The organism is Limimaricola litoreus (assembly GCF_024159025.1).
Taxonomy (GTDB): Bacteria; Pseudomonadota; Alphaproteobacteria; order Rhodobacterales; family Rhodobacteraceae; genus Limimaricola; species Limimaricola litoreus.
Genome location: NZ_JAMYXC010000217.1, coordinates 1 through 12,744, shown reverse-complemented (window position 1 = coordinate 12,744; position 12,744 = coordinate 1). Strand labels below are relative to the sequence as shown.

Here is a 12,744-nt window from a genome sequence, read left to right as displayed (position 1 = left end):
GCATGGCTAATCGGAATGCCACCCGGTTTCCAGCAGGACACGCGCCATGACCGACACTCGCTTTGCCCCCCGCGTCTTTTCCGGCATCAAGCCCTCAGGCGGCCTGACGCTCGGCAACTATCTGGGGGCCATCAAGCGCTTCGTCGAGATGCAGGGTGGTGATTTCGAGACGATCTTCTGCGTCGTCGACCTGCACGCCATCACCGTCTGGCAGGATCCCGAGGAGCTGCGCCGCGCCACGCGCGAGGTGGCGGCGGGCTATCTCGCCTCCGGGATCGACCCGGAAAAGTCGATCCTGTTCAACCAGTCCCGCGTCTCGGCCCATGCCGAGCTGGGCTGGCTGTTCAACTGCGTGGCGCGCATGGGCTGGATGAACCGGATGACCCAGTTCAAGGAAAAGGCCGGCAAGAACGCCGAGAAGCAGTCGCTCGGCCTCTACGCCTACCCCTCCTTGATGGCCGCCGACATCCTCGCCTACCACGCCACCCACGTGCCCGTGGGCGAGGACCAGAAGCAGCACGTGGAGCTCACTCGCGACATCGCGGCCAAGTTCAACCACGACTACGGCACCGAGTTCTTCCCGCTCACCACCCCGGTGATCGAGGGGCCCGCGATGCGGGTGATGAACCTGCGCGACGGCACCAAGAAGATGTCCAAGTCCGGCGAATCGGACATGGAGCGGATCAACATGACCGACGATGCCGACGCCATCGCCAAGAAGTTCAAGAAGGCCCGCACCGACCCCGCGCCGCTGCCCGAGAGCCTCGACGAGCTGAAGGACCGCCCCGAGGCGAAGAACCTCGTGGACATCTACGCGGGCCTGTCGGGGATGAGCGCGGAACAGGTGATCGCCGAGCATGGCGGCGCGGGCTGGGGCCAGTTCAAGCCCGCGCTCGCCGATCTCGCGGTGGAAAAGCTGGCGCCGATCTCGTCGGAGATGGCGCGGCTGATGGACGACCCTGCCGAGATCGACCGGATCATGGCCCGCGGCGCCGAGCGTGCCCGCGCCATCGCCGATCCGGTCGTGGCGAAGACCTCCGAGATCATGGGCCTCATCCGCTGAGGCCCGGCGGAGGGGCCTTGCGCGGCCCTTCCGGTTCATCTTTCCACAAATACGCAAGCTCGGCTTCGGCGGCGGGACGCAACCGCGGCCTTTCGCGCGCCATCACCCTCGGCATGCGTATTTGCAGAAAGATGAAAGGGGAACGGTGCGCTCCCCTTTCAGCGCCGGTTCAGATCAGCCGCACCTGCGTGCCGACCTCGACCAGCGCGAAGAGCTTGGCGATATGCTCGTTGTAGAGCCCGATGCAGCCATCCGAGGAGGGCCGCCCGATCTTGCGCGTGTCATGGGTGCCGTGGATGCGGTAATACTGCCAGCTCAGGTAGAGCGCATGGGTGCCGAGCGGGTTCTCGGGCCCGGCGGGCACGACAACCGGCAGCGAAGGGTCGCGCTCGCGCATCGACGGCGTGGGCGTCCATGTCGGACCTTCGACCTTGCGGATCACCTCGGTGTAGCCGAGCTTGGTCAGCTCGGGGCTGACCGGCACCGAGGAGGGGTAGAGCCGGTAGGTCTCGTTGTCGCCGCCCCAGTAGTGCACCGCCCGCGCGCCGGTATCGGCGACGATGACGCCCACGCCCAGCGCGTCGAAATGATCGCGCCAGTCGATCTTCTGCAGCGCCGAGACGTTGCGCTGCACCGCGCCGGTGGCGGCGATGGCGGGGGCCGCGAGCGTCACGAGACCGGCGGAGGCCGTGGCGATGAAAGCGCGTCGGGACTGGGTCATGCAAACTCCTTGCCTGTTTTGCCTCTCCTTTCCCGTCCGGGACGCGAGGTTCAACTCACGACGGCGCGAGCCGGGGCAGCGGGGGTTCGCGCTGTTGCACCGATGCCGTGCGAAGCGTCCCGCGTCACCCGCGGGCCCCTTGCAATGCGCCGCCCCCTCCCCGGCCCCCGTGGCAGGGCTCATCCGAGGCGCGACAGCAACGCCGAGATCTCCCATGACCGGCAACCCGCCGCCGCCTCTCGACCGCCCCGTGGCGCTGGCCTAGCCTGCAGGCCAAAGCGGAGGACAGGCATGGCGACGGGCACCGATATCCGGACCTATCACGACGGGCGCTGGCACGAGGGAGACATCGCGGTGATCCGCGCCTCGGATCATGGCGCATGGCTCGGCACGACCGTCTTCGACGGGGCGCGCTACGCGCATGGGCTGGCCCCCGATCTCGACAAGCATTGCGCCCGCGCCAACGCCTCGGCCGAGGCGCTGATGATCACCCCCACCGTCTCGATGCAGGAGATGGTCGACATCGTGCGCGAGGGGCTCGAAGCCTGCCCGCGCGAAGCGGCAATCTACATCCGGCCGATGTACTGGGCGCTCGACGGCGGTCCCTTGGGCATCCTGCCCGAGCAGGGGCCGACCGGCTTTGCCGTGGCGCTCGAAGCGATCCCGATGGCGCCGCCGGAGGCCGCGACGACGCTGACGACGACCCGCTTTCGCCGTCCCGTGATGGAGGATGCGGTGGTCAACGCCAAGGCGGGCTGTCTCTACCCCAACAACGCGCGCATGATCGCCGAGGCCCGCGCCAAGGGCTTCGGCAACGCGCTGGTGGCCGACGCGCTGGGCAATGTCGCCGAAAGCGCCAGCTCCAACGTCTTCATCGTGAAGGATGGCGAGGTCTTCACCCCCGTCCCCAACGGCACCTTTCTCGCAGGCATCACCCGCGCGCGGCACATCGCCAACCTGCGCGCCGAGGGGGTGACGGTGCACGAGGTGACCATGTCCTTCGAGGACGTGCACGCCGCCGACGAGGTTTTCCTGTCGGGCAACATGCACAAGGTCACCCCCGTCACCGCCTTCGACGAGACCCGCTACGAAATCGGCCCCATGACGAAGCGGCTGCGCGAGATGTACTGGGACTGGGCGGCGACGGCGGGCTGAGATGCGGCTCTGGCGGCTCCTCGACCGGTTTCTGGCGGTCCTGCCCCTCGGGCTCAGCGCCGTGGCGCTGGCGCTGCTGCTGTCGCAGAACCCCTTCGCAGCGCCCTATCTGGAGCGCGGCACCGAGGCCCTGGCGCTGGAGCTGCGCGCGGCGCTGGCGCGCGAGGTGACGCCCGAGTGGTACATGGCCGGGATGGACCGCGCGCTTCTGGCCGAGGATCTCGATGCGATGCGCATGATCGCGGCCACCGGCGCGCGGCATGGCATCGCGCCCTCGCCCGCGCTTCTGGGCCGGATGCAGGCGCTGGAAGCACGCGAGACCGGGGCGCTGGCCGCGGCGCGCGATTGCGCGGTCTGCGCCGCCGACATCACCGCCTGCCCGCGCGTCGCGCTTCTGGCGATGTGCGGAGTCACGGTCGAGATGACGCCGCTGGGCGATCTCAACGCGCTGCGCCGGGCGGCGAAGGCGGGCATCGCGGGCGAGGAGATCGACCGGATCGAAGTGGCGTTGGCAGGGGTGGGCCTTGGGGCGACCGGGCTGGTTCTGGCCTCGGGCGGCACCAGCGCCACGGTCAAGGTCGGGGCGACCGCGCTGCGGCTGGCGCGCAGGATGGGCAAGGTCACCGAGGGCTTCGCCGCCGAGCTGCGTCGCCTGTCCGATGTGGGCTTTCGCCCCAACCGACTCGACGACCTCGCGCTGGGCCGGGTCGGCATCGACGAAGTGGCGGATGCCGCGAAGCTCGCGCGCGTGGGCGAGCTGGCCTCCGACCTCGGCCATGTCGCGGCGAAGACCTCGCTGACCGACGCGGTCCTGATGCTCGAACATGTCGACGATGCCGCCGATGCGCGCCGCCTTGCGCGGCTGTCGGACGCCGCCGGGCCCGAAACCCGCGCCACGCTCGACATCCTCGGCAAGAGCCGCGCCTTTCGCGCGCTGGTGCGATTGTCCGACCTTGCCATCGGGGCGGCGGCGCTGCACCTTGGGGCCGTCGCTGTCGCCCAGCTGCTCGCGCAGCACCTTGGGCCGGATCTCCTCGACCTCGCCGGGCTGCAGATTGCCGATCTGGAACGGGCCGTAGCTCACCCGGATCAGCCGGTTCACCGTCACCTCGAGCGCGGCCATGGCGCGGCGGATCTCGCGGTTCTTGCCCTCGCGCAACCCGATCGTCAGCCAGGCGTTGGCGCCCTGCTGGCGGTCGAAGGTCACCTGCATCGGCTGGTAATCGACGCCCTCGGCCGAGATGCCGCGGCGCAGCCGGTCGAGCTTGTCTTCGCTGACCGAGCCGTTGATCCGCACCCGGTAGCGGCGCAGCCAGCCGGTCGAGGGCAGCTCCAGCCGCCGCTTCAGCTCGCCGTCGTTGGTGAGAAGCAAGAGCCCCTCGGAATTGAGGTCGAGCCGGCCCACGCTCATCACGCGCGGCAGATCATCGGGCAGCTCGTCGAAGACGGTCTTGCGGCCCTTTTCATCCGAGGCGCTGGTCACGAGGCCCGCGGGCTTGTGGTAGAGCCAGAGCCGCGCGGGCTCGGGTGCTGCGAGGGGCGCGCCGTCGACGGTGATGCGGTCCTTGGCGGTGACGTTCAGCGCCGGGCTGAAGATCCGCTCGCCGTTCACCTTGACGCGGCCATCCTCGATCATGCGCTCCGCCTCGCGCCGCGAGGCGACGCCGGCGCGTGCGAGAACCTTGGCGATCCGGTCGCCGGCGGGGGTGTCGTTCTTGTCCATGCCCCTGCCATAGCCGCTCGCGCGCCCCCTTGCCAGAGCGCAGGCGGGCAGGGCATCAGGCATCATGCGGTTTCATTCCCACATGGGCCTCGCCCTGACCGAGGCGCGCGCCGCCGCCTCGCGCGGCGAGGTGCCGGTGGGCGCGGTGGTGGCCGATCCCTCGGGCCGGGTGATCGGACAGGCCGGCAACCGCACCCGCGAGAGGAATGACCCGACCGCCCATGCCGAGATGCTGGCCATCCGGCAGGCCTGCGCGAGCCTTGGCTCCGAGCGGCTGACGGGCTGCGCGCTCTGGGTGACACTGGAGCCTTGCCCGATGTGCGCCGCCGCCATCTCCTTTGCCCGCCTCGCGCGGCTGCATTACGGCGCGTCGGACCCCAAATCGGGGGGCGTGGCGCAGGGGCCGCGCGTCTTTTCCCATCCGCAATGCCATCACCGGCCCGAGGTCTTCGACGGCATCGCGGCGCGAGAGGCCGAGGCGCTGCTCACCCGGTTCTTCGCCGGGCTGCGAAGAGGGTGAGGCCGCGCGCGGGGCCGACCGCGCGCCATGCGTATTTTCGGAAAGATGAACCACGGGGCCGGGCGGAAGAATTGATCGCCGCGCCCGGGTGGGGGTTCTGGACTTGGCGACGCGCGGGACCGATATTGGGCGCATGAGTCTGCCCCCCGGTTTCCTCGACGAATTGCGCACCCGTCTCAGCCTCGGCCAGGTGGTCGGGCGCAAGGTCGCGTGGGACATGAAGAAGTCGAACCAGTCCAAGGGCGACTTCTGGGCGCCATGCCCCTTCCATCAGGAGAAATCGGCAAGCTTCCACGTCGATGACCGCAAGGGCTTCTACTACTGCTTCGGCTGCCACGCAAAGGGCGACGCGATCTCCTTCGTGCGCGAGACCGAGAACGTCGATTTCATCGAGGCGGTGAAGATCCTCGCAGGCGAGGCCGGGATGGCCATGCCCGAGCGCGACCCGCAGGCGCAGAAGAAGGCCGACCGCCGCGGCGAGCTTGTCGAGGTGATGGAGCAGGCGGTGCAGTGGTTCCGCATGCAGCTGCGCACCAATGCGGCAAGCACGGCGCGCGACTACCTCGCCGGACGCGGGCTCGACGATCAGGCGCAGGCGCGCTGGGAACTGGGTTTCGCTCCCGACGACCGCGCGGCGCTCACCCGCGCGCTCAAGGGCAAGGGCATCCCCGATGAGATGATCGTCGCCGCCGGTCTCGCCGCCAGGCCCGAGAGTGGCGGCGCGTCCTATGACCGGTTTCGCGGGCGCATCATCTTTCCCATACGCGACGCGCGCGGCCGCGCCATCGCGCTGGGCGGGCGGGCGATGGACCCCAACGCGCGGGCCAAGTATCTCAATTCGCCCGAGACCGAGCTCTTCGACAAGGGGCGCAACCTCTACAACCTCGGCCCCGCCCGCGAAGCGGCGGGCAAGGGCGAGCCGCTGGTCGTGGCCGAGGGCTACATGGACGTGATCGCGCTGTCGGAGGCCGGGCTGCGCGCCGCCGTGGCGCCGCTCGGCACCGCTGTCACAGAAAGCCAGCTGCAGATGATGTGGCGGGTTCACCCCGAACCGGTGATCGCGCTCGATGGCGATGCGGCGGGGCTCAGGGCCGCGCGCCGCGTGATCGACCTCGCCCTGCCGCTGATCGGCGCGGGGCAGGGGCTTCGGTTCGCGCTGATGCCCGAAGGGCTCGATCCCGACGACCTGATCCGTGCCAAGGGCGCTTGCGCCATGCGCGAGGTGGTGGCGCAGGCCCAGCCGATGGTGCAGCTGTTGTGGCGGCGCGAAACCGAGGGGCACGATTTCGACAGCCCCGAGCGGCGCGCCGCGCTCGACAAGCGGCTGCGCGACGCCACCGCGCAGATCCGCGAACCGGATCTGCGCGGACATTACGAGGCCGAGCTGAAGCGTCTCAAATGGGAGCTGTTCAACCCGCGCCGGTCGAATGGCCCGACCCGGATTAGCCGAGGTAAGAAATTTGGCTTCTCAAAAAGTAACGAAGAGCATTTGCCACCAAGTTTGTCAGCACGAAATTCTTTGCTAGTCGTTGGTGGTGCTGTCGAAGATCAGATGCGGGAGCATGTCATCCTCGCTACGTTAATCGCTACGCCGCAAGTGCTACCTGAATTCGAAGCGGCGTTGGAGCGAATGGAATGTCTCGATCCCGCCAACGCGGCATTGGCGCATGGTATTCTTGCCTGCCACCACGAGACCGATCTGCGCGGCGCGCTGGAGGCGCGGCTCGGAGAGGAAGCTCTTGAAACCTTGTTCTCCCAGCGCCATGTGGCGATCAGCCGGGCAAGCACTCATGCTGGAAATCTAGAGCAAGCACGTATGTGTATTGCCGAGGAGCTGGCCAAGCTCGACGCGCGCCGGGGCCATGCGAGGGAGCTGGCCGAGGCGGTCGAGGACCTGTCCGGCTTGAGCGACGAGGGGCTGACATGGCGCCTGTCGCGCGCGGCCGAGGCGCTCGACAAGGCGGGGCGTGGCGACGGGGAGGACACGACCGAATACGAATACGGCACCAACGGCGCGCCGATGCGGCGCGACGAGAGGTCCGAATTCGACGCCCTTCTGGGGACCATCGCCTTTGGCAAGGCGGGGCCCAAGGGCAACTGAACCGCGACCCGCCGCACCCGATTCGGCGGCGGACGTTGCGACTGCTTGAAAGAATCGGGCGCCGGGAGGTTGCGAATCGCGGCCCTTGCGGGTTGATTCGGGCAGTCCGAATCACTGCCCGGCGCTGGACAGGACGTTCACCGAACGAGGAGCCCTTCATGGCCGCGAAAGACACCGACGACCGCAAGGACGACGACCAGGACGGGGCGATGACGCTCGACATGAGCCAGGCGGCGGTCAAGAAGATGATCTCCGAGGCGCGTGAACGCGGCTACATCACCTACGACCAGCTCAACCAGGTCCTGCCGCCCGATCAGGTCTCCTCGGACCAGATCGAGGACGTCATGTCGATGCTCTCGGAAATGGGCATCCAGGTGACCGAGGCCGAGGAGAGCGAGGAGGTCGAGGAGGGCGGCTCGCGCGAGGTGGCCACCGTCAGCGGCAACCGCGAGGTCACGCTGGGCGGCGCCGAGGCCGAGAAGCTCGACCGCACCGACGACCCGGTGCGCATGTACCTGCGCGAGATGGGCTCGGTCGAGCTTCTGAGCCGCGAGGGCGAGATCGCCATCGCCAAGCGGATCGAGGCCGGCCGCAACACCATGATCGCCGGGCTCTGCGAAAGCCCGCTGACCTTCCAGGCGATCACGATCTGGCGCGACGAGCTCTTGTCCGAGGACATCCTGCTGCGCGACGTGATCGACCTCGAGACCACCTTCTCGGGCCAGATGGGCGAAGAAGAGGGTGATGAGCCCGTGGTCGAACCCGGCGCTGCCGCCCCGGCGGAAAAGGCCGAGCGCGGCGCGGGCGACAAGCCCGAATACGACGCCGACGGCAACCCGATCCGCGGCAATGACGACGACGACGAGGACGACGAGCAGCACAACATGTCGCTCGCCGCGATGGAGGCCGCGCTCAAGCCGCGCGTGCTCGAGACGCTCGACACCATCGCCGAGAACTTCGACCGTCTCTCGGCGATGCAGGACGCGCGCATGTCGGCGACGCTCAACGAGGATGCGAGCTTTTCCAAGGCCAACGAGGCCGATTACCAGGCGCTGCGCTCCGAGCTGGTGATCCTCGTCAACTCGCTGCACCTGCACAACAACCGCATCGAGGCGCTGATCGACCAGCTCTACGGCATCAACCGCCGGATCATGTCGATCGACAGCTCGATGGTGAAGCTGGCCGACCAGGCCCGGATCAACCGCCGCGAGTTCATCGAGGCCTATCGCGGCGCCGAGCTCGATCCCTCGTGGATGGACCGCATGGCCGAAAAGCCGGGCCGTGGCTGGCAGGCGCTGTTCGAGCGCTCGTCGAGCAAGGTCGAGGAGCTGCGCGGGGAGATGGCGCAGGTCGGGCAATATGTCGGCGTCGACATCGGCGAATTCCGCCGCATCGTCCAGCAGGTCCAGAAGGGCGAGAAGGAGGCGCGCGCCGCCAAGAAGGAGATGGTCGAGGCCAACCTGCGCCTCGTGATCTCGATCGCCAAGAAATACACCAACCGCGGGCTGCAGTTCCTCGACCTCATCCAGGAAGGCAACATCGGCCTGATGAAGGCCGTGGACAAGTTCGAGTATCGCCGCGGCTACAAGTTCTCGACCTATGCGACCTGGTGGATCCGCCAGGCGATCACCCGCTCGATCGCCGATCAGGCCCGGACCATCCGCATCCCCGTGCACATGATCGAGACGATCAACAAGCTGGTGCGCACCGGCCGCCAGATGCTGCACGAGATCGGCCGCGAGCCCACGCCCGAAGAGCTGGCTGAAAAGCTGCAGATGCCGCTCGAGAAGGTCCGCAAGGTGATGAAGATCGCCAAGGAGCCGATCTCCCTCGAGACGCCGATCGGCGACGAGGAAGACAGCCAGCTCGGCGATTTCATCGAGGACAAGAACGCGATCCTGCCGCTGGATTCCGCCATTCAGGAGAACCTGAAGGAAACCACGACCCGCGTGCTCGCCTCGCTCACCCCGCGCGAAGAGCGGGTTCTCAGGATGCGTTTCGGCATCGGCATGAACACCGACCACACGCTCGAAGAGGTCGGCCAGCAGTTCTCGGTGACGCGCGAGCGGATCCGCCAGATCGAGGCCAAGGCGCTGCGCAAGCTCAAGCATCCGAGCCGCTCGCGCAAGCTGCGCAGCTTTCTCGACCAGTAAGCGCGAGGCGAGATTACATGAAACGGCGGCAGGGCATCCTGCCGCCGTTTCGCGTTTGCGCCGCTTTCACAACGCCGGGTTGACGGATCGGGGTCGAACCGTGAACATCGGCGCAGTTCCAGACAGGATGATCCCATGCCCTCCGATCCCCTCCTTCTCGCCAGCCTCGGTGCGGCCTTACTTCTCCTGCTCGCGCTCGTCGCGGCGCTGACCGGGCTCAGGGGTGCGCGTTCTGCATTGGCCGGGCTGCGCGCCGATCTCGATGCCGGGAGGCGCGATCTCGACGAGAGCCGGGCGCGGGCCGAAGGGCAGGGCACGCGGCTCGAAGAGCGCGAGCGCGAGCTGAAGGCGCTGAAGCAGGAGCTGGCCGAGGCCCGCCGCGCCCAGTTCGAAAGCGACGCGGCGCATGGCGAGACGCGCTCGGCCAAGGCGGCGTTGGAGGAGGCCCGGCGCGGGCTGGAGCAGACGCGCGACGAGCTGAAGGAACAGTTGAAAAAGGTCACGCAGGAGATGCGCGAGCTGCAAGAGCGCCATGCGCAGCTGCAATCCGACCACGCCGCGCTGCAGGCCGACAGCTCGGGCCAGATCGCCGCCGCCGAGAAGCGGATCGTGGAGCTCAAGGAGCTGCGCGAGGAGATGTCGCGCCGCTTCGAGGAGCTCGCGGCCAAGACCCTGCGCCAGACCGGTGAGGATTTCTCCAAGGCCAACACCGCCAAGCTGACCGAGCTTCTGACGCCGTTCCGCGACCATGTCTCGCGTTTCGAGACCGAGCTGCGGCAGGTGCATGGCAAGGCCGACGAGGAGCGCGCGCGATTGGGCCAGCAGATCGAGATGCTGACGACGCAATCCGAGACGATCCGCTCCGAGGCGGCGGCGCTCACCCGCGCGCTCAAGGGCGACAAGCAAAAGCAGGGTGCCTGGGGCGAGATGATCCTCGAGCGCATTCTGGAAAGCTCGGGGCTGGAGCGCGGCACGCATTACACCGTGCAGGAAAGCCATACGGACGAGGCGGGCGCGCGCTGGCGGCCCGACGTGGTCATCAAGATGCCGCGCGGCAAGAGCCTCGTGGTCGACAGCAAGGTGAGCCTCGTGGCCTACGAAGCCGCCGTGAACGCCGAGACAGAGGAAGAGCGCAAGCGCCACCTGCGCGATCACGTCGCCTCCGTGCGCCGCCATATCGACCAGCTCGCCGCCAAGGGCTACCACGCGATGCAGGAGGGCTCGGTTGATTACGTGCTGATGTTCATGCCAATCGAGGGGGCGCTTTCGGCGGCGCTGTCCGAGACGGGCGACCTGACCGCCTATGCGGTGTCCAAGGGCGTGGGCGTGATGACGCCCACGACGCTGATGGTGACGCTGCGCACGGTCGATCACATCTGGACCGTCGAGCGGCGCGAGAGCAACGCCGAGGACATCGCCAAGCGCGCGGGGCTGCTCTACGACAAGGTCGCGGGCTTCGTCGTCAACATGGACCAGGTGGGCCGGGCGCTGGCCACCGCCAGCCGTGCGCATGAGGACGCGATGGGGCAGCTTTCGACCGGGCGCGGCAACGTGCTGGGCCAGATCGAGAAGCTCAAGGCGATGGGGGCGCGCACGCAAAAGAGCCTCGCGGTGGAGTTCGACGAGGCCGGAGAGGAGGCGCCCGAGCAGCTCGCATTTGAGGCGCGCGAACCCGCCGAGTGAGCCAAGGCGACAGGGACGAGAGGCCGAGTGTTGCCCTGCGGCCACTGGCCTTCAGCTGCTTCTAAACTATTATGAAACCTTCCGAGTGTTCCCGTGTTGGTCGTGCAGGATCGAGACGGGAGACACCGCCATGAAAAAACCGATTGCCATTGCCCTCGCAGCCGCTCTGACGATGCCGCTGATGGGTGTCGCCCCGATCCTGTCCTCGGCCGCCGGCTTTGCCGACATGACCGAGCCCGCCAGCCGCTACGACCTCGACGGCGTGATCGAGATCCCGGTGGCCGCCGCCGAGATCGAGGACTGCCGCGCCACGCTGGAGCAAGTCTTTGTCGGGGGCGGGTCCGACGGCTCCGCCGCCCCCTCGGTGCGCTGCGTGGCCAACTGAGCCTTGCACCGGCGCTTCGACATCGCGACGCGCGGCCCGGGGCTGACCGAGTTCACCCGCGATGTCGCGGCCTGGGTTGACGGCGCCTCTGCCGAGGAGGCGCTGCTGACCCTTTTCGTGCGCCATACCTCCTGTTCGCTTTTGATCCAGGAAAATGCCGATCCGGAGGTGCGCAGCGATCTCGCGGCCTTCTTCCACCGCTTGGTGCCGCCGAGCGACGACCCCGCGATGTCCTACCTGACCCATACCTACGAGGGGCCGGACGACATGCCGGGGCATATCAAATCCGCGCTTCTGCCGAGCTCGCTGCAGATCCCGGTGATCGACGGGCGCATGGTCTTGGGCACATGGCAGGGGATCTACCTGTTCGAGCACAGGAGCGCGCCGCATCGGCGCGAGGTGATCGGCCTCCTGCGCTGAGAGTCGTCTCGCTATCTGGTGGGTCCCTCACGACCCCTACCCAATTCTTGGGCATCCCCCTATACTGGCGGTGGAACGCGGGCCAAGGCCCCCAAGAGACGTGACGAGGACCCGGATGCGCTGCCCGTTTTGTGGAAATCTAGACACGCAGGTCAAGGACTCGCGCCCTGCCGAGGATCATGCCGCGATCCGGCGCAGGCGCTTTTGCCCCTCCTGCAGCGGGCGGTTCACCACCTATGAACGCGTGCAGCTGCGCGATCTCGTGGTGATCAAGACCAATGGGCGGCGCGAGGAATTCGACCGCGACAAGCTCGAACGCTCGATCCGCATCGCGCTGCAAAAGCGCCCCGTGGAGCCCGAGCGCATGGACCAGATGATATCGGGCATCGTGCGTCGGCTCGAAAGCATGGGCGACACCGACATTCCCTCCTCGAAGATCGGCGAGATCGTCATGGAGTCGCTCGCCCGGATCGATACGGTGGCCTATGTGCGCTTTGCCAGCGTCTACATGAATTTCCAGGCCGTGGGCGATTTCGATCGCTTCATGTCCCAGCTCCGTCCCAACCCGGCCAACAAGTGAGCACGGCGCGCGATCGGCGCTTCATGGCGCTGGCGCTGTCCTTGGGGCGGCGCGGGATGGGGCGGGTCTGGCCCAACCCGAACGTCGGCTGCGTCATCGTGGCCGGGACGCGGATCGTCGGGCGGGGCCGCACCGCCGATGGCGGCAGGCCCCATGCGGAAACGCAGGCGCTGGCGCAGGCGGGCGAGGCCGCGCGCGGCGCCACGGCCTATGTCACGCTGGAACCTTGCGCGCATAGAT

11 protein-coding genes and 1 pseudogene are annotated in these 12,744 nt (G+C 67.9%); 10 read left to right on the top strand and 2 right to left on the bottom strand.

The genetic code is table 11. From position 1 onward, the window contains the following. The first annotated feature begins 46 nt into the window (after positions 1–46). Positions 47–1,063, top strand: coding sequence for a tryptophan--tRNA ligase (trpS, locus tag NHG85_RS14455; protein ID WP_253333570.1), 1,017 nt, complete (start codon positions 47–49; stop codon positions 1,061–1,063). A 169-nt stretch (positions 1,064–1,232) separates the two neighbouring features. Here trpS and NHG85_RS14450 read toward each other — a convergent pair whose 3' ends face one another. After that, entirely contained in the window at positions 1,233–1,784 is a 552-nt protein-coding gene (locus NHG85_RS14450) for a L,D-transpeptidase (protein WP_253333568.1), read from the bottom strand. A 291-nt stretch (positions 1,785–2,075) separates the two neighbouring features. Here NHG85_RS14450 and NHG85_RS14445 point away from each other — a divergent pair, with 291 nt between their 5' ends. Further along, positions 2,076–2,939 carry a branched-chain amino acid aminotransferase gene (locus NHG85_RS14445; protein ID WP_253333566.1) on the top strand — a complete coding sequence of 288 codons (864 nt, stop codon included), beginning with the start codon at positions 2,076–2,078 and terminating at the stop codon, positions 2,937–2,939. Here NHG85_RS14445 and NHG85_RS14440 read toward each other — a convergent pair. Continuing rightward, on the bottom strand, positions 2,848–4,662 hold the full coding sequence (locus NHG85_RS14440) for a pseudouridine synthase (protein WP_253333564.1): 1,815 nt from the start codon (positions 4,660–4,662) through the stop codon (positions 2,848–2,850). The two genes, NHG85_RS14445 and NHG85_RS14440, sit on opposite strands and share 92 nt — an antisense overlap. 64 nt (positions 4,663–4,726) lie before the next feature. Here NHG85_RS14440 and NHG85_RS14435 point away from each other — a divergent pair, with 64 nt between their 5' ends. The 8 genes and pseudogenes from NHG85_RS14435 to NHG85_RS14400 form a co-directional block, all read left to right on the top strand. After that, positions 4,727–5,182, top strand: a complete 456-nt coding sequence (locus NHG85_RS14435) for a nucleoside deaminase (RefSeq protein WP_253333562.1) — start codon at positions 4,727–4,729, stop codon at positions 5,180–5,182. Between the two features lie 133 nt (positions 5,183–5,315). Then, positions 5,316–7,283, top strand: a complete 1,968-nt coding sequence (dnaG, locus tag NHG85_RS14430) for a DNA primase (RefSeq protein ID WP_253333560.1) — start codon at positions 5,316–5,318, stop codon at positions 7,281–7,283. A gap of 158 nt (positions 7,284–7,441) precedes the next feature. Next, positions 7,442–9,436 carry an RNA polymerase sigma factor RpoD gene (gene rpoD, locus NHG85_RS14425; protein WP_253333558.1) on the top strand — a complete coding sequence of 665 codons (1,995 nt, stop codon included), beginning with the start codon at positions 7,442–7,444 and terminating at the stop codon, positions 9,434–9,436. A gap of 135 nt (positions 9,437–9,571) precedes the next feature. After that, complete coding sequence (locus NHG85_RS14420) at positions 9,572–11,119, top strand: DNA recombination protein RmuC (RefSeq protein WP_253333556.1); 1,548 nt, start codon at positions 9,572–9,574, stop codon at positions 11,117–11,119. 130 nt (positions 11,120–11,249) lie between these two features. Then, positions 11,250–11,504: a hypothetical protein gene (locus NHG85_RS14415; protein ID WP_253333554.1), complete on the top strand. Its 255-nt coding sequence runs from the start codon at positions 11,250–11,252 to the stop codon at positions 11,502–11,504. Positions 11,505–11,507: 3 nt separating this feature from the next. Further along, positions 11,508–11,924 carry a secondary thiamine-phosphate synthase enzyme YjbQ gene (locus NHG85_RS14410; RefSeq protein WP_253333553.1) on the top strand — a complete coding sequence of 139 codons (417 nt, stop codon included), beginning with the start codon at positions 11,508–11,510 and terminating at the stop codon, positions 11,922–11,924. Positions 11,925–12,039: 115 nt separating this feature from the next. Continuing rightward, a complete protein-coding gene (nrdR, locus tag NHG85_RS14405; protein ID WP_253333551.1) occupies positions 12,040–12,504 on the top strand; it encodes a transcriptional regulator NrdR in 465 nt (154 codons plus the stop codon). Between the two features lie 23 nt (positions 12,505–12,527). Further along, a pseudogene (locus NHG85_RS14400) lies at positions 12,528–12,744 on the top strand (deaminase); the annotation flags it as partial.

Excerpts from the sequence above, each read along its gene's own strand:
- trpS (WP_253333570.1), top strand. The coding sequence starts at position 47 with ATGACCGACACTCGCTTTGCCCCCCGCGTCTTTTCCGGCATCAAGCCC.
- NHG85_RS14450 (WP_253333568.1), bottom strand. The coding sequence starts at position 1,784 with ATGACCCAGTCCCGACGCGCTTTCATCGCCACGGCCTCCGCCGGTCTC.
- NHG85_RS14445 (WP_253333566.1), top strand. The coding sequence starts at position 2,076 with ATGGCGACGGGCACCGATATCCGGACCTATCACGACGGGCGCTGGCAC.
- NHG85_RS14440 (WP_253333564.1), bottom strand. The coding sequence starts at position 4,662 with ATGGACAAGAACGACACCCCCGCCGGCGACCGGATCGCCAAGGTTCTC.
- NHG85_RS14435 (WP_253333562.1), top strand. The coding sequence starts at position 4,727 with ATGCGGTTTCATTCCCACATGGGCCTCGCCCTGACCGAGGCGCGCGCC.
- dnaG (WP_253333560.1), top strand. The coding sequence starts at position 5,316 with ATGAGTCTGCCCCCCGGTTTCCTCGACGAATTGCGCACCCGTCTCAGC.
- rpoD (WP_253333558.1), top strand. The coding sequence starts at position 7,442 with ATGGCCGCGAAAGACACCGACGACCGCAAGGACGACGACCAGGACGGG.
- NHG85_RS14420 (WP_253333556.1), top strand. The coding sequence starts at position 9,572 with ATGCCCTCCGATCCCCTCCTTCTCGCCAGCCTCGGTGCGGCCTTACTT.
- NHG85_RS14415 (WP_253333554.1), top strand. The coding sequence starts at position 11,250 with ATGAAAAAACCGATTGCCATTGCCCTCGCAGCCGCTCTGACGATGCCG.
- nrdR (WP_253333551.1), top strand. The coding sequence starts at position 12,040 with ATGCGCTGCCCGTTTTGTGGAAATCTAGACACGCAGGTCAAGGACTCG.